General features: G+C 44.0%; 20 protein-coding genes. 7 read left to right on the top strand and 13 right to left on the bottom strand.

The window, feature by feature from the left end; all coding sequences use genetic code 11:
• The first annotated feature begins 54 nt into the window (after window positions 1–54).
• Together IP510_RS06510 and IP510_RS06505 are read left to right on the top strand one after the other, a co-directional pair.
• Entirely contained in the window at window positions 55–1,236 is a 1,182-nt protein-coding gene (locus IP510_RS06510; RefSeq protein WP_194363957.1) for a cysteine protease StiP domain-containing protein, read from the top strand.
• 70 nt (window positions 1,237–1,306) lie between these two features.
• Window positions 1,307–2,371: an HpcH/HpaI aldolase/citrate lyase family protein gene (locus IP510_RS06505; protein WP_194363956.1), complete on the top strand. Its 1,065-nt coding sequence runs from the start codon at window positions 1,307–1,309 to the stop codon at window positions 2,369–2,371.
• A 128-nt stretch (window positions 2,372–2,499) separates the two neighbouring features.
• On the opposite strand, the gene IP510_RS06500 is transcribed toward IP510_RS06505, so the two are convergent.
• A complete protein-coding gene (locus IP510_RS06500) occupies window positions 2,500–3,312 on the bottom strand; it encodes an alpha/beta fold hydrolase (RefSeq protein ID WP_194363955.1) in 813 nt (270 codons plus the stop codon).
• Between the two features lie 357 nt (window positions 3,313–3,669).
• On the opposite strand from IP510_RS06500, the gene IP510_RS06495 reads away from it, so the two are divergent.
• Window positions 3,670–4,467, top strand: coding sequence for an enoyl-CoA hydratase/isomerase family protein (locus tag IP510_RS06495; RefSeq protein ID WP_194363954.1), 798 nt, complete (start codon window positions 3,670–3,672; stop codon window positions 4,465–4,467).
• Window positions 4,468–4,599: 132 nt separating this feature from the next.
• On the opposite strand, the gene IP510_RS06490 is transcribed toward IP510_RS06495, so the two are convergent.
• From IP510_RS06490 to acnB, 3 genes are all read right to left on the bottom strand, one after another.
• Window positions 4,600–5,043, bottom strand: coding sequence for a PACE efflux transporter (locus IP510_RS06490; RefSeq protein ID WP_227669542.1), 444 nt, complete (start codon window positions 5,041–5,043; stop codon window positions 4,600–4,602).
• A 192-nt stretch (window positions 5,044–5,235) separates the two neighbouring features.
• Window positions 5,236–5,676, bottom strand: coding sequence for a DUF805 domain-containing protein (locus IP510_RS06485; protein ID WP_227669541.1), 441 nt, complete (start codon window positions 5,674–5,676; stop codon window positions 5,236–5,238).
• Window positions 5,677–5,864: 188 nt separating this feature from the next.
• Window positions 5,865–8,468: a bifunctional aconitate hydratase 2/2-methylisocitrate dehydratase gene (gene acnB / locus IP510_RS06480; RefSeq protein WP_194363952.1), complete on the bottom strand. Its 2,604-nt coding sequence runs from the start codon at window positions 8,466–8,468 to the stop codon at window positions 5,865–5,867.
• 335 nt (window positions 8,469–8,803) lie between these two features.
• Between acnB and IP510_RS06475 the strand changes: the two genes are divergently transcribed.
• From IP510_RS06475 to IP510_RS06465, 3 genes are all read left to right on the top strand, one after another.
• Window positions 8,804–9,199, top strand: a complete 396-nt coding sequence (locus tag IP510_RS06475) for a carboxymuconolactone decarboxylase family protein (RefSeq protein WP_194363951.1) — start codon at window positions 8,804–8,806, stop codon at window positions 9,197–9,199.
• Window positions 9,200–9,347: 148 nt separating this feature from the next.
• Window positions 9,348–10,391: a lipoyl synthase gene (lipA, locus tag IP510_RS06470; RefSeq protein ID WP_194363950.1), complete on the top strand. Its 1,044-nt coding sequence runs from the start codon at window positions 9,348–9,350 to the stop codon at window positions 10,389–10,391.
• A gap of 307 nt (window positions 10,392–10,698) precedes the next feature.
• Window positions 10,699–11,580, top strand: a complete 882-nt coding sequence (locus IP510_RS06465; protein WP_194363949.1) for an IS982 family transposase — start codon at window positions 10,699–10,701, stop codon at window positions 11,578–11,580.
• A gap of 109 nt (window positions 11,581–11,689) precedes the next feature.
• Here IP510_RS06465 and IP510_RS06460 read toward each other — a convergent pair whose 3' ends face one another.
• Genes IP510_RS06460 through IP510_RS06450 form a run of 3 tightly spaced genes read right to left on the bottom strand, consistent with a single transcriptional unit; the run spans window position 11,690 to window position 15,276 of the window.
• Window positions 11,690–13,732, bottom strand: a complete 2,043-nt coding sequence (locus tag IP510_RS06460; protein WP_413786468.1) for a TRAP transporter permease — start codon at window positions 13,730–13,732, stop codon at window positions 11,690–11,692.
• Window positions 13,704–14,264, bottom strand: coding sequence for a DUF1850 domain-containing protein (locus IP510_RS06455; RefSeq protein ID WP_194363948.1), 561 nt, complete (start codon window positions 14,262–14,264; stop codon window positions 13,704–13,706). Before IP510_RS06455 ends, IP510_RS06460 begins: the two co-directional genes overlap by 29 nt.
• A complete protein-coding gene (locus tag IP510_RS06450; protein ID WP_194363947.1) occupies window positions 14,242–15,276 on the bottom strand; it encodes a TAXI family TRAP transporter solute-binding subunit in 1,035 nt (344 codons plus the stop codon). Before IP510_RS06450 ends, IP510_RS06455 begins: the two co-directional genes overlap by 23 nt.
• 533 nt (window positions 15,277–15,809) lie before the next feature.
• Here IP510_RS06450 and mtnP point away from each other — a divergent pair.
• Window positions 15,810–16,712 (top strand): S-methyl-5'-thioadenosine phosphorylase, encoded by a 903-nt coding sequence (gene mtnP, locus IP510_RS06445; protein ID WP_194363946.1) that lies wholly within the window; start codon window positions 15,810–15,812, stop codon window positions 16,710–16,712.
• 173 nt (window positions 16,713–16,885) lie between these two features.
• Here mtnP and IP510_RS06440 read toward each other — a convergent pair whose 3' ends face one another.
• The 6 genes from IP510_RS06440 to IP510_RS06415 form a co-directional block, all read right to left on the bottom strand.
• Window positions 16,886–17,929 carry a methyltransferase domain-containing protein gene (locus IP510_RS06440; protein WP_194363945.1) on the bottom strand — a complete coding sequence of 348 codons (1,044 nt, stop codon included), beginning with the start codon at window positions 17,927–17,929 and terminating at the stop codon, window positions 16,886–16,888.
• Window positions 17,930–18,078: 149 nt separating this feature from the next.
• Complete coding sequence (locus IP510_RS06435; protein WP_194363944.1) at window positions 18,079–18,747, bottom strand: TIGR04282 family arsenosugar biosynthesis glycosyltransferase; 669 nt, start codon at window positions 18,745–18,747, stop codon at window positions 18,079–18,081.
• A gap of 111 nt (window positions 18,748–18,858) precedes the next feature.
• Complete coding sequence (locus IP510_RS06430) at window positions 18,859–19,578, bottom strand: TIGR04283 family arsenosugar biosynthesis glycosyltransferase (RefSeq protein WP_194363943.1); 720 nt, start codon at window positions 19,576–19,578, stop codon at window positions 18,859–18,861.
• 70 nt (window positions 19,579–19,648) lie between these two features.
• The gene (locus IP510_RS06425; RefSeq protein ID WP_194363942.1) at window positions 19,649–20,470 is read right to left on the bottom strand and encodes a DUF547 domain-containing protein; all 822 of its coding nucleotides are present in this window, start codon (window positions 20,468–20,470) and stop codon (window positions 19,649–19,651) included.
• A gap of 125 nt (window positions 20,471–20,595) precedes the next feature.
• The gene (gene arsS, locus IP510_RS06420; protein ID WP_194363941.1) at window positions 20,596–21,591 is read right to left on the bottom strand and encodes an arsenosugar biosynthesis radical SAM (seleno)protein ArsS; all 996 of its coding nucleotides are present in this window, start codon (window positions 21,589–21,591) and stop codon (window positions 20,596–20,598) included.
• Between the two features lie 243 nt (window positions 21,592–21,834).
• Window positions 21,835–23,007, bottom strand: coding sequence for an FAD-dependent oxidoreductase (locus IP510_RS06415; RefSeq protein ID WP_194363940.1), 1,173 nt, complete (start codon window positions 23,005–23,007; stop codon window positions 21,835–21,837).
• Between the last annotated feature and the right edge of the window lie 605 nt (window positions 23,008–23,612).

The following is a 23,612-nucleotide window of genomic DNA, read 5'->3' as shown; positions in this document are numbered from 1 at the left end:
ATAGCATAGCCACGCAATCCCACTGTTATCATCACGAGTGCTATTATTCATACTATGACTTTACCTAATATACAGACAAAAAAAGCTACTCTAAAAAACTATGGCTCAGGCAGCTACCTTGCAAGCGATGTGATTGTCCTACTCGATATGGTCGATAAAGACGCCGTTGCCGATGTGCCCGTTAGTCAAAAAGAAGCGCTTATTCAAAGTGGACAACGTCATTACTCTGATATGTTGACACTAGAGCAAGCACCTACTGCCATGCATGAGCAGCTATACACGCAGGCACTAGAGCAAGGTACTGAGAGAGCCGCAACTGATATCGCTCATTTGGCACATACGCTACATCATGTTTTCCAGCGTAAAGTAAATGATGAGCATCCATTAATTTTAGTGAGCTTAGTGCGAGCAGGCCTACCGATTGGGGTGTTGTTGCAGCGTGCGCTGACTGATACAGATAGGGGCTACTCTCTACCAAGCATACATTACGGTATCAGTATCATTCGTGATCGTGGCCTTGACCCAGTGGCTTTGCAAATGCTATTGAATGCTTATCCAGACAGTCCGATTGTATTCGTCGATGGCTGGACAGGTAAAGGTGCGATTTATAAAGAGCTGGCTCGTAGTCTAGAGACATTTAGCGACACGACTCATGTTAATTTTGCCAATATTTTTCACCAAGGTGCTGATGTCATTCCCCTACTGACCCTTGCTGATCCAGCTGGCGTTGCTTGGCTGGCTGCTAGTGAAGAAGACTGGTTGATCCCATCGGGTTTGTTAAATAGTACGGTATCAGGACTGATTTCGCGCAGCTTATATACAGAGCCCTCATCAGGCCTGCATCGCAGTGTCTTTTATGATGATTTATTAGACACAGATCATAGCTTAGCATTTATCGATCATATCGATGCAGCGAGGCGTTCATTGGCTATTCTGCCAGAGCGGCTGCCAACCTATCAGCAGCCGCGCTATCAGACAGCAGCCTTGATAGATGCCCTCGCAGCAGACTACGGCATCACCAATCGCAATCGGATTAAGCCAACGATTGCCGAGGCAACGCGAGCCATATTACGCCGTGATCCAGAGCGTATATTGCTCGCTACTGCTGATCATCCCGATACCATACTACTGCGTCATTTATGTGCACAACGAAACATCACAATCAGTGTATTAGGTGATAAAATACTTCCCTATCAAGCCATCACGCTTATCAAGCAACGCTCCAAAGACAGTTAATGCCTTTAGCATTGATACATCTAGCATTATTGAACGCTTGCCCTTCATCCCTCTATTTATGATGCCGATTATGTCCGATATAAAAAACCACGAGTCAGAGTTTTACCATGATACCCAGTCTTATACACATCTGATCACTGAGCGTCATGCGATGGTCAGACCGCACACGCACCATCCATATCAGTTAGGTGCTAGCCTATATATGCCTGCCACTCGCCAAGATATTTGGCAAGTGATCAAGCGAGACAAGCTACCGACGATCAATAGTATTATTATTTGTCTAGAAGATGCGGTCAGTCATGAGGATGTTGAGCTAGCGCTTGAGCGCTTGCGCACGCTGCTCGATACGTGGGCTGAGCATGTCAATAGCATCAATGACCCATCTAGAGCCGCTGCCATTCACGCCCAGCATCCAACGCGCCCGCTGGTCTTTGTACGTCCGCGTAGTCCGATGATGCTACAGCAACTGGCTGATTATGCCCATATCGATCTGATTGATGGCTTTGTCATGCCAAAAGTCGATATGTACAGCTTATCCAATTGGCGAATGGCCTGTCAGAACCTGAGAATCGACCATCTGTTGATGCCTACGCTTGAAACGGCTGCCCTATTCAATCCGCATCACAATCAAGAGCTGGCCATCGCTTTTAAAGAAGCCTTTAGTCAGCCAGTGTTTGCGCTACGTATCGGTGGTAATGATTTATTTGCCGCGCTGCGCTTGCGTCGCCCGAAGAATAGCATTGTCTATGACACGCCTATCGGCACCCTTGCCTATCAGCTACTTGGCTGCTTTGTACCGCATGGTTTTTATCTCACCGCGCCCGTATTTGAGTATTTGGATCAGCCGACACTCTTTATGCAAGAGCTAAACCGAGATGTCAGCTTAGGTCTGGTGGGCAAAACCGTCATTCACCCCAGCCAAATCGCATTGGTACAGCAAGCCTACTGCGTGCCACTAAGTACGTTAGACGAGGCGCAAGCGATCCTACACTCTGAGGCCAAAGCGGTATTTAAGTATAACAATACGATGTTAGAACCTGCGACGCATCGTGCGTGGGCAACCGAAATCGTCAACCGTGCCGAAGCATTTGGAACGATTGATGACGGTCATAGCCAGTACAGCTCACGAATGTAGCAGTCAGCTATTTAATCTATTCACACTACGTGAAAAGCCGCTATTAATAAAAGATAGCGGCTTTTTTATATAGATAACAGCTTTAGCAATCAGCAGTGTCTATATGTGAATGTCCAACACTCCTTACATTAAGCACAACTTTCTAAAAACTGACTGAGCACTTTATTTACTTGAGCAGGCTCTTCCACTGTCGACGTATGGCCAGCACCCTTGATAATGGCAAGCTTAGATCCAGCAATGGCAAAGTGCATACGCTCAGACTTGGCATAAGGCGTTGCTGCATCTTCATCACCCACGACGATGAGTGTTGGCGTGGTAATATTACCCAGCTGCTCATAAGTACCTGTTCGCTCAATGACACCCGCTGTTGCCTTGACGACGCCACCCTTACGATTGCTTTGAAGCACCGTGAGCCACTGCTTGCGATCAGATTTACGCTGTTTGTCAGCCAAGAAGGTACTGCCAAACATAATCGACATGACTTTATTGCTCACACGCTTCATGCCAAGCCAGCGAATGGCTTTTACAAGCTTGCGATACTGGGGTATATTTTTTGGATCTTCAGGGTCAGAAGATGTCTCCAAAAGCGTCAAAGACAGCAGAAGCTCAGGTCGCTTAAGCGCAATACGCTGCGCGACAAATCCGCCCATTGACAATCCAACAAAATGACATTTATCAATATCAAGTGCGGTAAGCAATCCAAGCGTATCTTCGGTCAACGTCTCCATATCATAGCCAGACTTGGTAATCTGTGACTGACCCTGCCCACGAAAATCAAAAGCAATGCAGCGATAGTCTGTTTGAAAATACTCTACTTGCTTGTCATACATCTGCGAGCTCCACAGCAGACCATGGGCAAACACGATAACCGGTTTTTGCGTGTTATTTGGTGCGCTGTCTTCATAGTAGATATCAGCATTATTGACATTAATAGTTGGCATAACCACATCCTTGTTTGGTTAAATACATTAAGCGCTGTATCAGATAGTTTCTGATGCTACCCTTAGAATACTAGCATAGTCCAACAATGGTTTAGTGAGTAACCTTTTTACGTACCAGTCGTTTTATTCATACAAAATTTTTGTCCACTTAGTCATGGTTATTTTACTATTCATTTTTTATTACAAGTCTAAAAAACTGACCAGCATTTAGATGTGTCTTAAGCGCTCATAAAATGCACTTTTATAATCCTAGCAAGCTGCTATAGTAATTGGCATTGAATCATTTTTACCTTTATTTCGTACCATTCTCATTGATACAAGATATTAAAACAGTCATTTAAAATAAGGAAATCTCAGATGTCACAGCCTATAGTCGGATATCAAGTTGACCAGCACATCGCGACCATTACTTTTAACGATCCAAAAAGCCTGAATGCTTTTGGTACCCCCCTAAAAAACAACGTATTGATAGCGCTCGATAAAGCAGCGGCTGATGACCAAGTACGAGTGATTATTTTACAAGGCACTGGTGGTAATTTTTCAAGCGGCGGTGATATCAAAGAGATGCTGTCTGAAGGCTTAGATAAGGACATTGTTTCAACCAAATTGAGAGGTATGGTAGAAGGCGCAGGAGAAGTCAGCTTAAAGCTACGTCAGATCCATAAACCGATTATTGCCAAGTTAGAAGGCGCTGTGGCAGGTGCTGGTATGAACTTAGCACTCACTTGTGACTTTCGTATTGCAGCAGACAATGCAAAGTTTGTGCAAGCCTTTGTCAATATTGGTTTAGTACCAGATGCTGGCGGTATTTATTTGTTGAATCAATTGGTTGGGGCCGCAAAAGCCACTGAACTTGTGATGCTGGGTGATAAGCTAAAAGCAGAAGATATGGCGCGCTTAAATCTGGTGAACAACGTGGTTAGTGCTGACGAGCTAGATGCCACCGTACAAGCATTGGCGCTACGATTGAGCCAATTACCAGGCAAAGCGTTGGCCGCTATGAAAGAGAGCTTCAATGTGCATGCTTTCGCTGGTTTGAGCGCAGCGCTAGATACGGAAGTAGAACAACAGACGATAATGGCAAAAACTGATGACTTTATAGAAGGGGTTAGCGCGTTCATAGCGAAGCGTAAACCTGTTTATCAAGGTAAGTAAATAATGCTGTAGCATAATAAATTTGAATAACTGCCCCGCTGCTATTGAATAGCATCATCGAAAAAGCTGCCCATAGATAGGCAGCTTTTTTGTGGTCAACATCATCATTATTCATTAAAAGACAGATATTAGCTAAGCGGTAGATGCGGTCTTATAGTGATAAGGTAAAGTAAATATCTTGTCAAAGATAAAGGTAAACACAAAGTTATAAATCAAGAAAAATACCAGTAAAGCCGCTTCCATCATAAATGCTTGAAGCAAACCTACATGATACCAAACCATATATAACGGCAAGCAGATCAAAACCAAACCGACTTCAAATATCAATGCATGAACACTACGAATAAGCAGCGTGCGCTCTGCTATTTGTCGACGATCCTCCCAAGTCTCAAAAGCAGTATTATATAAGAAGTTCCAAATAATCGCTGCCAGAGATACCATCAAAGCGACAGGCAGAGAGTCCGACGCATCACTATTGCTTAGCTTCATGAGCACAAAGGTAGAAGAAATAATTGCGATAATCTCAAATGCAATCACATAGACAATACGACGTTTGAACGGTGATAAAGTAATCAACCAAGACTCCAAAGCACTTAAGTGCATATCAAAGTATCGGTCCGTCCCGAGATAGAAAAGATAAATATAGTGCAGAGCCACGGTTTCCGCCTGCTCCTATATTATACAGAAAATCGCGTAAAAAATCAGTGAGCACATTTGTAAACAGGTGTAAGCATTCTTATTAACGATTAGCGCCTCTTTTAAGACATACTATTTTGCTGGCAGACCCCATTTATTGGTTTCAGGCTTGGTGTCACTCGCTAAAAATACCAGTAATATAATAGAGCCTATCAGTGGCACCACACCTATCAAAAACCACCATCCTGAGCGGCTAGTGTCATGTAAGCGGCGGATAGTCACAGCCAGACCAGGCAAAAATAAACCAAGCACCGCGACTATATAAAATAAACCTGTCTCTGAGCTGAATATGATGGCATCTAACAACATAGCAACGATGACCACACCCATCTGTACTAGAAAAAAGTACCAATACTCTTTGCGGCGAGCACGACCCGAAAAATTCACATAATTGCGTAAGCACTTTTTAAACCAGTCAATGATGCCATAGTTTGCCTCAGCACTATTATTAGCCCTAACGGAGTTGGGTAATGGTGGCGGTGTCGCTTTATCAAGCATAACTTTACGTTCCATAATATTTGTCCTCAAAACTCTCGCTTATTAAAAATCGTACAGTTGAACAGCCACAACGTTGAGTATAGATACTCAATAAAAGTTTGTAAATAACTACTCGCTTTTTAATTTTATACAAAAAACCCCGCATCATGACGATACGGGGTTTTTTAAAACTTAGAAACAATGCACTTAAGCTTTAACCAACATTAGCTCAATTGAGCAACGTTAATTTTGTCTGCTTCTTCAGTATAGTCTGACATACGGTCGAAGTTCATGTATTGATACACTTCCTCACCCATGCTGTCTAGCATGCCAGCATACTGCTGATACTCTTCGTTGGTAGGCAATTTACCAAGTACTGCAGCAACAGCAGCAAGCTCAGCTGATGCTAGGTATACGTTAGCGCCTTGACCCAAACGGTTCGGGAAGTTACGGGTTGAGGTCGATACCGCAGTAGACTTCGGTGCGATACGTGCCTGGTTACCCATGCATAGTGAACAACCTGGCATCTCAGTACGAGCACCGGCTTGAGCATAGATGTTGTAGTAGCCTTCTTCCATTAACTGGCGTGCATCCATCTTAGTAGGCGGTGCAATCCATAGACGAGTCTTCAGGCTTCCTGCTGGTACGTCTTGTAGCAATTTACCAGCGGCACGGAAATGACCAATGTTGGTCATACATGAACCAATGAATACTTCATCAATGGTATCGCCAGCCACATCTGCTAGTGTCTTAGCATCATCTGGATCGTTCGGGCAGCAAAGGATAGGCTCTTTGATATCTGACATATCAATCGTGATGTCAATCGCGTATTCAGCATCAGCATCAGCACGCAATAGGCTTGGATTCGCTAGCCACTCTTGCATTTGCTCAACGCGGCGGCTGATCGTACGTGCATCGCCATAGCCTTCTGAGATCATCCACTTAAGCAGCGTGATGTTTGAGTTTAGATACTCAGTCACTGACGCTTCAGATAGCGTGATGGTACAACCAGCAGCACTACGCTCAGCTGAGGCATCAGACAATTCAAACGCTTGCTCAGCAGTCAAATCTTCTAGACCTTCAATCTCAAGAATACGGCCGTTGAACTCGTTGATTTTACCTTTCTTATCAACAGTCAAGTACCCTTCTTTGATCGCTTGATAAGGGATCGCATGTACTAGGTCACGTAGCGTGATACCAGCTTGACGCTCACCAACAAAACGAACACGGACAGATTCAGGCATATCAAGTGGCATCACACCAGTCGCAGCTGCGAAAGCAACCAAACCAGAACCCGCTGGGAACGAGATACCCATTGGGAAACGAGTATGCGAGTCACCACCAGTACCAACAGTATCTGGAAGTAGCATACGGTTCAACCATGAGTGAATGATACCATCACCTGGACGCAAGCTGACGCCGCCACGGTTCATGATAAAGTCAGGTAGTGTGTGCTGAGTTTCAACGTCAACTGGCTTTGGATAAGCAGCAGTATGACAGAATGACTGCATCACGAGATCCGCTTGGAAACCCAAACATGCCAAGTCTTTTAGCTCATCACGCGTCATCGGACCAGTCGTATCCTGAGAGCCGACAGTAGTCATCTTAGGCTCACAGTACATACCTGGACGTACGCCTGTCAGGCCACAAGCTTTACCAACCATTTTCTGTGCTAGCGTGAAGCCTTTACCAGTATCCGCTGGCTCTTCTGGCTTAGCAAAGATATCTGAATGTCCAAGACCCATGTACTCACGAGCACGGTTAGTCAAACCACGACCAACGATCAATGGAATACGGCCACCAGCACGTACTTCATCAAGCAATGTTGGCGAGTTTAACTCGAAAGTTGATAGTACTTCATCAGAATCATGCTTAGTGATTTTGCCTTCGTACGGATAGATGTCAAACACATCACCCATGTTTAGATTATCAACATTCACTTTTTCGATTGGTAATGCACCAGAATCTTCCATCGTGTTAAAGAAGATAGGCGCAATGTTGTTACCCAATACCAGACCGCCACCACGTTTGTTTGGCACGTTAGGGATATCATCGCCCATTAACCAAAGTACTGAGTTGGTTGCAGACTTACGGCTAGAACCCGTACCGACGACATCACCAACATACGCCAATTGATGGCCTATTTTTTTCAGTTCTTCGATCTGCTTCATTGGGCCCACAACGCCTTCGTCATCAGCAGTGATGCCGTCACGAGAGTTTTTGTGCATGGCTAGTGAATGCAATGGAATATCAGGACGGCTCCACGCATCTTGCGCAGGTGACAAGTCATCGGTGTTGGTCTCACCAGTGATTTTGAATGTCGTATACGTGGTCTTTTTCGGTACTTCAGCACGGTTCAAGAACCATTCTGCGTCAGCCCAAGACTGAACCACTTCTTTTGCAATAGTGTTGCCCGCTTCTGCTTTTTCAGTCACGTCATTGAACGCGTCAAATACTAGCAACGTCTTTTTCAATGCTTCAGCAGCGTCTTGTGCTACTTCCGCGTCATCTAGTGCTGCAACCAATGGTTGAACGTTGTAGCCACCTTGCATAGTACCTAGGATTTGAACCGCTTTTTGCTTACTGATAAGTGGTGATGAGGTTTCACCTTTCAAGATAGCGGCCAAAAATGCTGCTTTAACATATGCTGCTTGATCAACACCAGCAGGGATACGGTTCTCTAGCAGGTTCATCAAAAACGCATCTTCACCTGTAGGTGGCGTTTTTAGGAGTTCAACCAACTCTACTACTTGTTTTTCGTTCAGTGGTAGCGGAACCGTTCCTAGCTCAGCACGTTCTTCGACATGTTTACGATAAGCTTCTAACACAATAGTCGTCCTCGTTAGTTGGGGTTTAGCACATTACGTGGGTAGTCAGCATGACTGCCTGCGTCGATATACTATAGGGAATAATTATTGGTGCAATCATAGCTTAAAACGCTCTAAATGTTAATGGCTCAGCCAGTAAAAGGCGGATAGTAAGGCCATATCGAACATTTATTATAAAAATAGTGCCCTCTACAATAGCGTTGCATGCCCCATTATCAGTGATGTCCCATTGATTATTGTTAATAATGATTACTTGCTTTATGAGCATACAGTCACCATATGACTGTTATGCAACTCTGTAAGAGATACCTTCAATAAATACTAAGGATGCCGATATGGACGATAGCACCAACTATGACAATGGGCTAAAAGTACGCACTGAGGTCATGGGTGAGGCACACGTGAAGCGCTCACTTGATGCTGCCACAGGATTTACCCAGCCGCTACAAGACTGGATCATTGAACACGCTTGGGGCAGCACATGGCAAGATGACTCAGTACTGCCGCGCAAATATCGATCATTAATCACTATCGCTTTTTTGATTGCCCAAAAAAGCCCAACTGAGTTAAAAGGCCATATTCGAGGCGCGATTAATAATGGTGCCAGTGTCGCTGAGATTCGAGAAGTATTGATGCATAGCTTGCCCTACTGCGGTGCACCCGCCACCCAAGAAGCGTTTCGCGCCGCTATAGATATACTGAATGAGTTAGAGATTAACATAGATATTTAAAACTATGGTAAAGAGACAAGTCGTAGTAATCTTAACGATATTGTTCCAAAATTGACTGCCAAATTTCTGCTATAATATCGCCATTAATAAAACATTCTGATAATTCCATAAACCCTTATAGTATAAAGGGTTAAGAGATAATTCCATTATGACAACTGCCGTACAAACGCATGTACCTGCTGCTAAAGCCAAACCAAAAAAAGCCATTCAAGGCGAAAAGCTGCGAGGCTATGACAAAGTTGCCCGTATCCCAATTAAAGTGATTCCCACCATTGAGGCTAAGAAAAAGCCAGATTGGATTCGGGTAAAAATGTCATCACCTGCTGAAGTGGCTCGTATCAAGTCAACGCTGCGTGAGCAAAAGCTCTATACGGTCTGTGAAGAAGCCGCCTGCCCTAACCTGCCGCAGTGCTTCGCTGATGGTACGGCGACCTTTATGATTATGGGCGATATCTGTACGCGTCGCTGCCCGTTCTGTGATGTCGGCCATGGTCGTCCAAATGAGCTAGATGCTGATGAGCCACGCCATACTGCTGAAACCATCTTGGGCTTACAACTCAAATATGCTGTTATCACTTCTGTCGATCGTGATGATCTCAAAGATGGCGGCGCAGCGCATTTCGTCGAAGTACTCAATGAATCTAGAGCGCTTAGCCCGAACTGCTTAATTGAAATATTGGTACCTGATTTCCGTGGTCGTATGGATGTTGCGTTAGATTTGCTAACGGAAACGCCGCCCGATGTGTTTAACCACAATATCGAAACGGTGCCACGTCTGTATAAAGCATTCCGTCCGGGTTCTGATTACCAGCATTCACTTGATTTACTCAAGCTATATAAAGAGCGCCGTCCTGATATCGCGACCAAATGCGGCTTTATGGTTGGCCTTGGTGAGACCGAAGAAGAGATTTATGCGCTGCTTGATGATTTAAAGGCACATAATGTGGATATGATCACGGTTGGTCAGTATCTACAACCTAGCAAAAACCATGCGCCTGTCGATCGTTATGTCCATCCAGATGAATTCCAACGTTATATGGACTATGGCAAAAAAATCGGCTTCTTTAATATTTGGGCAGGCCCAATGGTACGCTCAAGCTACTTTGCCGATCGTCAGTACTACGGCGAAGACTGCCCTGCACCTATCCGTAGCAAAAAAGCATTAGCAGCAGAAGGTAAATTGGGCTGCTAATCTGACCATACAGCGGATATAAAGTATTCGCTAAGCATACAAAAAGGGTGAATAACAAATTTGTTATTCACCCTTTTTTATGACTGATTTAAAGTATCAATGTAAAAGATATCTATGTTTAAGTGTAAAACTTAGACATTCTACGTTTATATCCATTCACAAAAATTTGAGTAGCCATGAAAACAAGTAGTAGTATTACTTATTTAACCCCAGTTCGGGATAAGCGCTCAAAAAAAAGATAAAAAAAGAAGTCCGAAGTTGCTAAAGTAAGTTTACCAAGACCACTTAAGCAAAAAGGACTTCTTACATGGACAACCTAACCGAACTATACTGCCATATTGACGACTTTTATCAACAATTCAAACCTAAGTTTGAGGCTCACTTAATCGCAACGGGACACCAAAGATTAAGAGCATGCAAGATAAGTGTAGCAGAAATAATGACGGTCTTGATACTGTTTCATCAATTACGTTATCGACAGTTTAAGGCGTTTTACTACCATCACATGCTTGGCATGATGAAACGGGAGTTTCCAAATCTGCCGAGCTACTCGCGATTTATAGAGCTTGTGCCGCGTAGTGTCATGCCTTTATGTAGCTACTTGCAAAGCATGATGGGCGACTGTACGGGTATCAGTTATATTGATTCAACCAAGATAGCGGTTTGTCATAACAAGCGTATTTACCGTCATAAAGTCTTTGAAGGACTTGCAACCCGAGGTAAAAGTAGCATGGGTTGGTTTTACGGTTTTAAGCTACACGCCATTATCAATCATAAAGGTGAGCTGGTCTCCGTCAAAGTCACTGCGGGTAATACTGATGATAGAGCACCTGTTAAGGATATGGCAACGCCTTTGTTTGGTAAGCTATTCGGTGATAGAGGCTATATCAGTAAAGCACTAGGCGCGTGGCTTACAAATAATAGTGATACTAAGCTGATAACCAAAATGCGGTGTAATATGAAACCGCAAGTACTTGAGCCTATGGATGAGGTGCTACTCAATCATCGCTCTTCGGTTGAGACGGTGTTTGGGGAGCTGAAAAACTTGTGTCAGATTGAGCATTCACGCCATCGTAGTGTCACGGGTTTTATCACAAACTTGCTGTCAGGTTTGATTGCTTATTGCTGGTTTCCCTATAAACCCACTATTAAAAACATGACTCAGCAAAGGCAAGTCGCCACATTATAAATAGTATCAATGATTTACAGATCGGCTTATCCCGAACTGGGGTTATTTAGAATAAACTTGTTCGACACAGCTACTCATATAATTTGTGGTTGGTACTAGATATTCACAGCTACACACTAACAGTCGGTTTCGGTGCTTCACTCGTCTTAATATTAAATACTGCAATACCAAGAACAATAGCGCCTCCAACGATACCTGTCATCATCTCAGGATAAATCAATAACAACGCACCAATCGTTAAGATAATACGAGTCACAGTATTCATATTACCTCTAAAATATCCCTCAAGCGCAGCGCTGAGTGCAATCACACCAGTGATTGACGTCACGACCACGGTGATAATATCTACAATAGGGGGTAATGGGAACTCTTTCGCTGTGACTGCCAAACCTGTTGGATCAATCATCAACATCGTTGGGTTATAGATAAACATAAACGGTACGATGAATCCGGCAAGTGCCAGTTTGAGTGACAAGAACCCTGTCTTCATCGGATCGCCGCCAGAGATACCCGCACCCGCAAAGGCTGCTAGACAGACAGGCGGTGTGATATTTGCAAAGATACCAAAGTAGAAAACAAACATGTGCGCTGATAAAATCGGAATATCAAAGCCAGCTAGGGCAGGTGCTGCCATCGTCGCCGTAATGATATAGGCAGGAATAGAAGGTAGACCCATGCCCAAAACCATCGATGCTAACATGGTTAAGATGAGCGTAAAGAATAACGACCCTGCACCTAATGTCACAATAGAGGATGTCATCACTGTACCAAAGCTGGTCAGACTAACCACCCCAATGATAATACCGACGACCGCACAAGCCGCCATTACCGCTAGTGACTGGCGAGCGCCATCCTCTAGTGCGCCTAAGATATCAGACAACCCCATGCGAGTCTCAGCACGTAACATACTGATCACAACGGTGAACCCAATGGTATAAGCCGCTGCATAACCGACAGGGACATTTTTGATTAATAAGAAAACCAAAAACACAATCGGTAGTAGCATATGACCACGGGCTTTTAATACTTCTTTTACCGCTGGCAAGTTTTCTTTGGCGATGCCTTTTAGATCACGGCGTCCAGCGCGAAAATGCACCTGTGCAATCACACCAAGATAGTACAAAATCGCAGGCAGTAACGCGGCCAATGCAATCGTGCTATAAGGCAATCCTGTTGTCTCCGCCATGATGAACGCACTCGCGCCCATAATCGGTGGTAATATCTGCCCGCCAACTGAGGCACTTGCCTCAACTGCACCGGCAAAATCTTTGTGATAGCCAACCTTTTTCATCAACGGAATGGTGAAGGCACCGGTACTGACCACATTCGATAATGCAGAGCCGTTGATACTGCCCATAAAGCCACTAGAGATGACCGCTACTTTTGCAGGCCCGCCCTTTTTATGACCGGCGATGGCTAGTGCCAAATCATTGAACAGCTGTCCCATTCCCGAGCGTGCTAAGAACGCGCCAAAGAGAATGAATAGGAAAATAAACGTGACCGATGCGCCAATCGCAACAGAGTATAAGCCTTCAGTTTTTAAGAATAATTGACCAAAGATATCACCCATGTCATAAGGACGAGTCAGCAGCCTATCTGGCATAAAATCCAAATGACTGACAAAGGGATAAGCCAAGAATATCCCTGCCAATATTGGCAAAATCCAACCTGTGATACGGCGACTGCCCTCTAACACGCAGACCACAGTAATCAGTGAAAATATCACATCGACTTGATTTGCCATGCCGCCACGTGAGGTCACAATATCTTGATATTCATAAATCAGATAGCCCATGCCAGATAGCGACAGCGCAAACCAAATCCAGTCATACCATGCCACACTTTTTCGGCTACTTTTTTTGCTAGCAGGGAAGATCAAGAATATCAATGCGAAACCAACGCCCACGTGTACAGAGCGTTGTAGCAATGCTGGCATTGGATTAAAGGTGATATAAAGGTGAAATAGCGAATAGAGTATACAAACCCCAGCAATCAAATATTTCACTGGTCCTTGGGTAATATGACGCGTGATTGACTCTCGGTCATATTTTTCCAATACCGCTTTGTTGTTCGCCGCCGCTTCAGCGTCTGTATCAACATGAGCGTCTGGCATGGTAGTTACGCTACCGTGATCCGTCACTTGGGAGGTCATGACAAAAGTCCTTGTTAAATCTATCAATGAAACCATACATTTTCGGCATGATTATTACTTCAGAATAGTCTGGCACCCACTGGTGAATCAAAAAACGATGGTTGCCATAATCAATCTCACCTTTGGTCAGTCGAGAGACAACCCAGTTGAGATTTGGCAATTTTTCGTTAATTTGATAGCCCAAATAGCCAGGCTTTTGTATAGGGGCAAGCGTTTCGGTAGAAGGAGTACCTGCACCAAATGCTTCAAAATACGTGGTGGTCAGTAGCAATGTACCTTTTTCCGTACCGCTTTCGTCAATACGCTGGTACTGCTCCTCCCACCACTGCTTTTCTACAGAATGTATCCAGCGCAGTTGAAAGTCAGGTTCGACAAAGTAGCATACCTTATCGTCTCCTTCTAAACCCACAACTCGTACTTCGACAACAGATTGATAAGCGGTGCCCATCCATAACGTAAAAAAAACCAGCGCGGCAATCAATGCCGCGCCAGCTGTTAGCCCTAATGAATTACTTGGCTGCTTGTTCGTCATAGTATTTTTTAGCACCAGGATGGATTGGAGCGACCATGCCTTCACGAGCGGTTGCTAGGCTGATGTCGTTGGCTGCTTGGTGAGCGGTTTTTAGACCCTCTAAATTATCAAATAACGCTTTGGTTAATTTGTAACCATCAGCTTCAGACAAGTCAGAGCTGACCAATAGCGCATTCATGATTGCAGCAGTTGGAATAGCAGCTTCGTTACCATAGGTGCCAACAGGAATCTCAAAAGTTTTGAAATAAGGCTTGGTCGCGATGATTTCTTTTAGCTTGTCTTGGTTGATCGTGACAATCTGTAAATCTAAGCCTTGCTCTAACTCCATCAAAGATGAATTTGGTAGGCCACTACTAAAGAATGCTGCTTCAATTTTACCCGCTTTCATGCCATCTGCCGCTTCTGCAAAGCCTAGGTAATCGACTGTCACATCATCATATGTAATGCCGAACCCTTCTAGCAAGGTACGAGCATTTACCTCTGTTCCAGAGCCTTGATCACCAACAGCAATACGCTTGCCTTTTAAATCTTCAATATTTTTGATGCCAGATTTTTTCGTCGTTACGATTTGCACGACATTAGGGTACAGAACAGCAATCTGTTGAATGTTAGTGATTGGCTTCTCAAAGTTGTTTTTGCCTTCAACAGCATCTGTGACCACGTCACTAAGCGCCAATACCATGTCCACTTTGCCTTGGGTCAATAGATTGACGTTTTCAACTGAAGCACCCGTGGTTTGCGTCTTTGAGTTAACCCCAAAGGTTTTGACATAGACTTCAGACAATGACGTACCGATGATGTTGTAAGGGCCTGATGCACCGCCGGTCGCGATGGTAAGAAATTTGGTATCTAGCTTATCAGCAGCAGTGTCAGTCGCTGCGCTATCCGTTGCAGTACTATCTGTAGCAGCGGCATCGCTACTCTCTGAGCTTGGTGACGAGCATGCGGTAAGGCCTAGTGTGACACTCAGCATCGCTGACAAAAGTAATGGGGATTTTAAAGAACTGATCATTGAATTCATCCTTGAAGTAATCGATTTAATACATTTAATAATATTCGTATTTATACATAAATACGTTACAGACGAGTAATAATATAGCAATTTTTGCAAAAAATAAACCGTAGACTGGTTTCTCTTTTACTTTCAATACCTTATATCCAAAGCCGTTTAAGGACATACCAACGTTTTATTACTGATAATTGAATATATATAGAGTTCCGCCAAGTGGAACTTAGTTTCGATTATTAATTATTTAAGCAGAGTTTGAAGGGGTTGTAAACCTTTATCACAACAAACATCTATTACACATCTTGCATGTTTGATGCAGCGTCTATTTTTACTTTGACAAAATATCGTTATAGATAATGTATGAAACCTGACCAAATACTTATTTTTGATTGCTTTCTATTATCACTCAACTTCTGCTATATTTTGTCTGAGGTATGATTTTAAGATATTTTCTTTATGCCTTTATCAGCTTCAATAAAAAAAAGTTCTTCTATATTAGCAAGGTTGTCTCTGACGACTAAAATTGGATAACACTCATGACAACCCCTACAAAACAAGCATCACTCTCTGCGGATATCGCCATCATTGGCGGCAGCGGGTTGTATCAAATGGATGCGCTCATCAACAAGCGTCATATTACTATTGACACGCCCTTTGGCAGCCCCTCTGATGATATTGTCCTTGGTGAGTTAGCAGGTGTGACTGTTGCTTTTTTGACGCGGCATGGTCAAGGTCATAGACTGACGCCGTCTGAAGTGCCTTATCGTGCCAATATTTATGCGTTAAAAACGCTTGGGGTGCGCTACATCGTGTCCGTGTCAGCAGTAGGCTCTCTACGAGAATCGCTTAAGCCACTAGATATGGTCATTCCAGATCAAATGATTGATATGACCAAGCAGCGAGTGAGTACTTTCTTTGGCGCGGGCGCAGTCGCTCATGTATCAATGGCCGACCCGCTTTGTCCTGCCCTCGCAGAAATCTTGACGCGTGCCTATGACAATGCAGATATTGCAGAAGGCACCAGTCACCCAAAAGCGACCTATGTCTGTATTGAAGGGCCACAGTTCTCAACCCGTGCAGAGTCCCAGTGGTATCGTCAGATGCAGGCAGACATCATCGGTATGACCAATATGCCAGAAGCCAAATTGGCACGTGAAGCCAGTATTGCCTATGCGACCTTAGCACTGGTGACAGATTTTGATTGTTGGCATCCGACTGAAGAAGCCGTCAGTGCAGACTATGCGATAAAAAATCTTATGAAAAATGCAGACAATGCTCAAAAAGTGATTAAGGAAGCGGTCGCTTTGATTGCCGCTGAATCACCTGACTCAATTGCACATGATGCGCTTGCTCAGGCACTGGTGACATCGGTAGATATGATGGATGACGCAACCAAAACTCGATTGGCGGCATTACTTCCTAAACATGTCGATAAATGAGTATTTAACCGAAAATCAATCTATTAAACAGTAAAATGCTATTTCTATAGCGTCTGCCAATATACAAACATCAACAACGAATGACTCATAAAAAAGGCCATTAAGTGAATTAATGGCCTTTTCTGATTTTAATCTCTATATCTTGAATGCAAACCCATTATCTACCTCTAGTTTTAACAACAACCGCCTAATCCAGAGGTTGGTATCACAGACTTGTTAAATGGCATCAGCTCACCGCAGCCGGCAAAAATACCATAGTGACGACTGTCATCACCGATGAACTCAAAATGTGGTGCAAAGCGAGATTCTTTTAGCATCCTAAACGTGTTGCCACAGACTGGAAATACTCGACCAGCCTCAATAGCATGATGCTTATCGAGATCAAAACGATGCGGTGACTGTGCAATAGAGCCTTTGTATATAACCGCTTGACCATGATCTTCGCAAGCATCTTCGAGCGCTGCAATCTTAAACAAACGATAAGTGGCAGAGAAAAACTGGATATCGCCAATTTTTGCCGCCAAAGCAGGATCAGTAATCTCAAGCGGACGATCCTCAACCAAACGTACGTCTAAAAACCCTGCATCTCGTGACAAACGGGTAAAATCTTTCCAGTACAATGCGCCACTCAAGCACTCGCCATACAGGACCGGATCATCTATCAGATGTTGCGGAATACGGCGATCAGCATACACATCAGAAAAATAAAACTCGCCACCAGGCTTAAGCAAACGCTGCACACTGGCCATGACTGCTGCTTTGTCAGGTGAGAGATTGATGACGCAGTTTGAGACAATAATATCAAAACTGCCATCTTCAAGATCCAGCTCATCTAGCTTTTCGATATAGCCATGCAAAAAAGTCACATTGTCATAACCAAACTTATCGATGTGATATTGCTGATGCTCTTTGGCTACGGCCAGCTGCTCATCGGTCATATCGACACCGACCACATGCCCACTCTCGCCCACCAATTGCGCCAATGCATAGACATCACGGCCTGAACCACTGCCCAAGTCCAAAATCCTACAACCCTCAAGCAGTGCAGGACATACTAACCCGCAGCCATAATAGCGACTCAATACTTCATCGTGAATATTGGCCAATAATGGTTTGAGCCACTCTGGCATATTGCTCACATCACAACACGCTGAGGTTTTTAGGTCGGCAGTACCTTGTAACTCTTTACCATAGTAATTTTGCACAACGTCATGCATAACAATATCCTTATTGAGAGTAAAACCTGGTTAAAATCTGAGTAAACATCATAAAAATAAAGCGATACGGTATAAATACATCCATGATAAGCATGTGCTGACTATCACCTAATCATTCGTACTGTCATCTAGTCGTTCGTATGTCATAACTATTGATAAAACTTAAGCCAATCTGATGGTAGATGCTCTAAATCCTGAGGCTCATCAATGTCATGTAACGGTGCTAACAATGCCAATGTCCAGCCCAAATCCGCCACACGCTGCTGGGTCACAGCGGCCACGCTAGCTGTACTCCAAATAATATCCGAAAACAGACTGCCATCAACTTGCTTAAACCCGAGTAGCACATAGCCACCATCAGTCGCTGGAATCATAACCGCATCATAGTTATCGAGCTGCTGTACCGCAGTTTGAATACGCTCTGCCGTCAGACTGGGACAGTCAGACCCTATCAATACGACTCTTTGGTATCTTTTCAGGGCATCTTGACTTGCTGTGATTAAACGCGTGCCCAAGTCGCCATCCGCTTGAGTCGACCACTGCAGTGAGTCAGGCAAATTAAGGGTTTGCCAGCAATGCTCTGTCGCTGCTGGACTGACACATAGCTCAACGACAAAATCCGTAGCGACGGCTTGCTCGACACTATGCAACAGCAATTGCCTTGCCATAATCGCAGCACCCTCTACGCCTAGGGCTGGTTGCAAGCGAGTTTTTGCCATATCACGCGCTGGATATTTGGCAAACAAAATGACACAGGTGTCTGGGTGTTGTGCATTAGTTATCGTACGGGTTGTGTGAGGACTTGAATGCTCAGTCATGCTAGGGCGCATCCTTAATCTAAAGGGGTATTAATGTTTATATAGTTGATTCAGTTTAAACAAGAGTCAAGAAAACCGAGTGCAAATGTATAGTATCGAAGTCATTTGGATTCAACGATAGTAGCGCTGCCTTAATACTTCAGGGGATACGCCACGCCAATAATCAAAGCGCAAATACCACATCAAGAAAATCGTCCGCCACGTACCATGTTGCTGCCAACGCCGAGCTGATGTTGTTACTTTACTCTTTAAGCAAGCAGGTCGGGCAATTCGCTTGAGCCGCTTACAGAGCTCAACATCTTCCATCAATGGCTGGTCGGCATAACCGCCAAGCTGTCCGAACACAGATTTTTTGATAAAAATTGCTTGATCGCCAGTGGCTATACTTACTAGACGTGAGCGCTGATTTATCATTAGCCCAACGATTTTTAATAATGGATCACGGCTATTCAGACGCACATCGAAACGTCCCCAGTCATACTGAATCATTGCCTGCTGAATGTTATCTATCGCATCAATTGGCAACTGGGTATCGGCATGTAAAAACAATAGAACATCACCTGTTGCTAACATGGCACCTGCATTCATTTGCCGTGCACGCCCAGCTATGGATTCTATAACATGCCAATCTATAGCAGTCTGCGCCACACTTGATAAATCGTTTAATAAACGTCTAGCAATACCAACTGAATCATCCGTCGAGCCACCATCCACCATTATCACCTGCAACGGTGGTGGATGGTGACTGTTAATATGAGCAATGAGCTGCGATATATTGTCCGCTTCATTTAGCAATGGAATGATGATAGAGATGTTCAATAAATGCACCATTGTGATGAGTCATCATCATTTTCGCCTGTCTTTGATAAAGACCAGCACCTGTATCGACCAAATTCTAGATTTACTTTTTATTTAAGTTCCAATTGTAATCGGTATAACTGATTTTGATTTTGCCTTGCTTCAAGTCAGCGGTTTGGGCTTTGCTCAATCCCAATGATGAAGAGTAACGACCTAAAAATCCTTCTAAATCGTTGGTACTACGCCAATTGGTCGCAAAGTCTTCTTTGTACCATTTGAAGATTGGCGATACACTCAGCGTATTACCTTTTAGACGATTACGGCTACTGTCTGCCAAAAATTTCGAGGTGGCTTGCTCTAATTGCCCGTCCAAACCTTTGCCAGTGAAAGCATCATCTTGTAATGCAGGGCAGCCAATACTGGCGCAGTTAACGGCGAAGTGAATGCGCGGATCGTTGTAACGCTTAGAGCCACGAATTAAGGTGTGCTCGATCTCATCTAATGAACGAGTCTTGCCCAATAACGGAATAAACTTTTGCTTCCATGGTGAGCCGAATGTCCCACCAATGTCTTTGATAGATTTGATATTAGGATATTTAGTCAATACCAGATCAACGGTACCCGCATTGTAGACATTGATTAAAAATGCCAACTGCTCGTTTTTGTTCCAACGATTAAATTCAGACTGAGACACCTTGCTCGTGGCGTCCAAATAGCTTGTGAGCTTGCTACTATCTGCTTTCATGCCAGCATAGTTGACCACTGAGGCTTTGCCGCCATTGGTCATGGTGACGTGCTTGTTAAGCAAACTGTCCCAGCTTTGATGGTTAAAATCAGCATAAGCGGCCACACTGGATAATAGAATTGCTGTTGCGAGTACTGGCTGTACCACTAAGTTTTTGACTGAAAAGTTAGACACTGGCATAAGATTGGCTCCATTTGAATCGATGATGTTTGGCTATTTCGTTTTTGTTGGCTTTCATAGTACTTACTGGCGAAAACTGTTTATTTGTCGCTAATGTTGGATGTCTGATAATTTGAGATAAATGATTAGACAACCGTATCTTCTGCTAGGTGTTCTACCTTCTCGTCCTCTAACGCGCCACCGCAGCTACTGCCCTGTCCTGCGGTGCAGCCATAACAATGATCAGCAATAGCAATATCATCGCCAGAAGGGTTCTGGGTCAACAGATCGCTTAGATGTCGACGCGACTTATTGGGTACAGGTATCTCAAGCTGCTGATTAAAATCACAGTCAAATAGCTCACCCAACCAATTGACGCTAATGGTTGATCGGCACATAACCCCAGCTACATTGGCAGCGACATAGTTGTCCTTGAGCAGTGTCATATAAGGATGGAATTGATCTTTGGCTAGTAACACCGCACCAAAACGCTGAATCGGCATATTAGTCAGTGCAAACAGTTGATTAAACTCGACGTCGAAATGCTCTTTTAGCTCCCGCTTATAATCGGCTTCCAACTGCTGCTGATTGGGCGGCAGTGTGGCACCTTGCGGGTTGAAGACCAAGTTCAGTGTCAGGCTTGAGTCAGGCTTACCATAGCCCAAGCTATTGAGCTTTTGCAATCCCAATATACTGTCATCGAACGCGCCTTTGCCACGCTGTTTGTCTACATTTTCTAGCGAATAGCATGGCAAAGAGGCCACCACCTCTACTTGATTGTCTGCCAAAAACTGCGCCATGTCCTCATAACCCTCCTCCATGAGAATGGTCAGATTGCAGCGATCGATTACTGTGACGCCAAGTGCGCGAGCCGCTTTTACTAAATACTTAAAGTCCTCATGCATCTCAGGTGCGCCACCCGTCAGGTCAAGCGTGTCGATATTTTGCGCTTGTAGCACTTTAGGTATCAGCTCAACCAACTCTCGTGACATCATTTCAGTTCGATAAGGACTGGCCGCCACATGACAGTGTACGCACGACATATTGCACAAGTAACCCATATTGACCTGCAATATGGTCAATTGTTGGCGTTTAATAGCAGGAAAGTCCGTATGCTCAAGTAGTTCGATAGTCGATTTCATAGTGGTACAAAATCCTTTTAGTTGTACAGCTAAAAAAAATAACAATGTAGAGACAGCGTGTAGATAAGCATTATTGCAATGTAAACGCTTCAACGTAAGCAATGGCTTTTTTACTGTTAGGTCACTTAAAGTATCATACTTCAAAATTCTTAACTTTACATATTATCTAACTAATACTACCTGATTGTGAATGAACAGTGACAAATAAAATATTGGGCATTTTATAATTATGAAAATTAAACATTATGCTGCGCAAGATGTTACAAAACGCTTGTCGATTTGACGTTTGAGATACCACACCCAGCGCCCTTGTAGGCTCACACTCCCCCAGCTGCCAATGGCATACTTATCACCGCAAGATAATAAATACAGCGTATGTGTTTTTGGTTGATACTCTGTCAGCATCTTACTTTGGAGGTAAGCCAGTATATTACCTGCTTCTATCGCGCCGCCATGCACCGCATGGACACCTGAGTGAGCGACATATTGGTCTACTCGTGTTGCCACATCCCCTACTGCAAATACATTGGGGTGCGAGACACTCTGCTGCTGGCTATTAACCGCGACAAACCCATTATCTACCGTTTCTAAATCCGTTGACACTGTCCATGCCGCGCCCCTCACGCCAGTGGCGGCGATAACCGCATCCACCGGAAACGAGTCATTAGAGGTTGACAACTTACCATCACGATATGCTGTCGCGCGTGCCTCAATGATAGTAATGCTGTGGCGGTGCAACTGCTTGATCACTCGCTGCCGAAAACTCGGCACAAACCCTGATAGCAGATTCTCACCGCAGACCAGTGTCACTTGATGATTGTTATTGATTTTCTGTAAGGCAACCTGTGCCGCCATCACCAATTCAGTAGCGGCAGCACCTGCCCCAACGACAGCCAGTCGATACTGCTCAGACTGGCGAGCATCAGCTAAAATCTGCTGCCATTGCAGAGTAAATGTCGATAATGGCCGGATAGCAATGACGTCATTGCTCATGTCATCACGGGTATCGTTGCTCATGTCATCATATGCTTGGCTTAACCCGCGTAAGTCTGTATCGGCACCCGTATTTAGGGACAGCACATCATAATCAAAACGCTCATTGCCGCTTGTCTCTACAGTATTCGATGCGGCCGTTATATTGATAATTGACTGCTGGATGAAACGCACGCCAGCTCGCAAGCACAGCGACTTTGTGTCGATACTGATTTCATCAAGCTGATAATGCCCTGCCATCCAGCCAGGCAGCATTCCAGAATAAAGCGTGTGAGGTTGCTCACTAATTAGATGAATGTCCGTATCTATCAATGCATTCGATGCGTTGTTTTTTGAGCGATCAGCACTGAGTCGGCGCAGCAGTCCGATATGAGCATGCCCTGCTCCTGCTAATAATAGTGTTTTTTTCGACATACGTTTCATAGGTTATCTTGTATCAGTCAGTGGTATAGTCAGTTTAATATAGAAAAGAAGCTGTGCTGGTTTTTATAGATAAGCGCGGCTTTAATCACTTAAACGATTAAAGCCGCGCTTTGGTGTTCTATAGAAAAATACCATACAAATGAAACAGCTTTAAGATTGCTCTGTTGTAAACGTGCGCTGACAGCATTAATAGCGCAAACAATGCCACTTAATTGCTCAGTCTCGATACTATTTACGGTATTAAAGCAGGCATGTTGTCTATTAGCATCTACATACCTCTAGCCATCTAAAATTAACTGTCTAAAAATCGCTTAATCTTTTAGACAGATTATTCAGTTTAAAGGAGCGTCAATGCAACTCAATGCAACTAAGCTCAGAGGTACAAGTGATACTGCAAGCGAGGTCAACGTGGTAACTCTTTTATAGAAGACTGACTATACCATTAAAAATAATCTGCCTGTGTGGGTCACCTAACCTAGCAAAAGCAGGTAAAATGCACTCATGTTCAATGAAATAGACTCTTTGAAGCCCTATAATTATTTAATTTTTTGACATATCATTTATAGTGGCTATTAGCATGTTTCAGATACACTGTCTTTTTATTC

The organism is Psychrobacter sp. NG254 (assembly GCF_015277735.1).
Classification (GTDB): domain Bacteria; phylum Pseudomonadota; class Gammaproteobacteria; order Pseudomonadales; family Moraxellaceae; genus Psychrobacter.
Note: the sequence above shows the minus strand (reverse complement) of the source record. Positions and strands in the feature narration are given on the sequence as shown.

What these genes read in the sequence shown, in the direction of transcription:
- IP510_RS06510 (WP_194363957.1), top strand. Translation starts at nt 55, where the DNA reads ATGACTTTACCTAATATACAGACAAAAAAAGCTACTCTAAAAAACTAT.
- IP510_RS06505 (WP_194363956.1), top strand. Translation starts at nt 1,307, where the DNA reads ATGTCCGATATAAAAAACCACGAGTCAGAGTTTTACCATGATACCCAG.
- IP510_RS06500 (WP_194363955.1), bottom strand. Translation starts at nt 3,312, where the DNA reads ATGCCAACTATTAATGTCAATAATGCTGATATCTACTATGAAGACAGC.
- IP510_RS06495 (WP_194363954.1), top strand. Translation starts at nt 3,670, where the DNA reads ATGTCACAGCCTATAGTCGGATATCAAGTTGACCAGCACATCGCGACC.
- IP510_RS06485 (WP_227669541.1), bottom strand. Translation starts at nt 5,676, where the DNA reads ATGGAACGTAAAGTTATGCTTGATAAAGCGACACCGCCACCATTACCC.
- IP510_RS06475 (WP_194363951.1), top strand. Translation starts at nt 8,804, where the DNA reads ATGGACGATAGCACCAACTATGACAATGGGCTAAAAGTACGCACTGAG.
- lipA (WP_194363950.1), top strand. Translation starts at nt 9,348, where the DNA reads ATGACAACTGCCGTACAAACGCATGTACCTGCTGCTAAAGCCAAACCA.
- IP510_RS06465 (WP_194363949.1), top strand. Translation starts at nt 10,699, where the DNA reads ATGGACAACCTAACCGAACTATACTGCCATATTGACGACTTTTATCAA.
- IP510_RS06460 (WP_413786468.1), bottom strand. Translation starts at nt 13,732, where the DNA reads ATGACCTCCCAAGTGACGGATCACGGTAGCGTAACTACCATGCCAGAC.
- IP510_RS06455 (WP_194363948.1), bottom strand. Translation starts at nt 14,264, where the DNA reads ATGACGAACAAGCAGCCAAGTAATTCATTAGGGCTAACAGCTGGCGCG.
- IP510_RS06450 (WP_194363947.1), bottom strand. Translation starts at nt 15,276, where the DNA reads ATGATCAGTTCTTTAAAATCCCCATTACTTTTGTCAGCGATGCTGAGT.
- mtnP (WP_194363946.1), top strand. Translation starts at nt 15,810, where the DNA reads ATGACAACCCCTACAAAACAAGCATCACTCTCTGCGGATATCGCCATC.
- IP510_RS06440 (WP_194363945.1), bottom strand. Translation starts at nt 17,929, where the DNA reads ATGCATGACGTTGTGCAAAATTACTATGGTAAAGAGTTACAAGGTACT.
- IP510_RS06435 (WP_194363944.1), bottom strand. Translation starts at nt 18,747, where the DNA reads ATGACTGAGCATTCAAGTCCTCACACAACCCGTACGATAACTAATGCA.
- IP510_RS06430 (WP_194363943.1), bottom strand. Translation starts at nt 19,578, where the DNA reads ATGGTGCATTTATTGAACATCTCTATCATCATTCCATTGCTAAATGAA.
- IP510_RS06425 (WP_194363942.1), bottom strand. Translation starts at nt 20,470, where the DNA reads ATGCCAGTGTCTAACTTTTCAGTCAAAAACTTAGTGGTACAGCCAGTA.
- arsS (WP_194363941.1), bottom strand. Translation starts at nt 21,591, where the DNA reads ATGAAATCGACTATCGAACTACTTGAGCATACGGACTTTCCTGCTATT.
- IP510_RS06415 (WP_194363940.1), bottom strand. Translation starts at nt 23,007, where the DNA reads ATGAAACGTATGTCGAAAAAAACACTATTATTAGCAGGAGCAGGGCAT.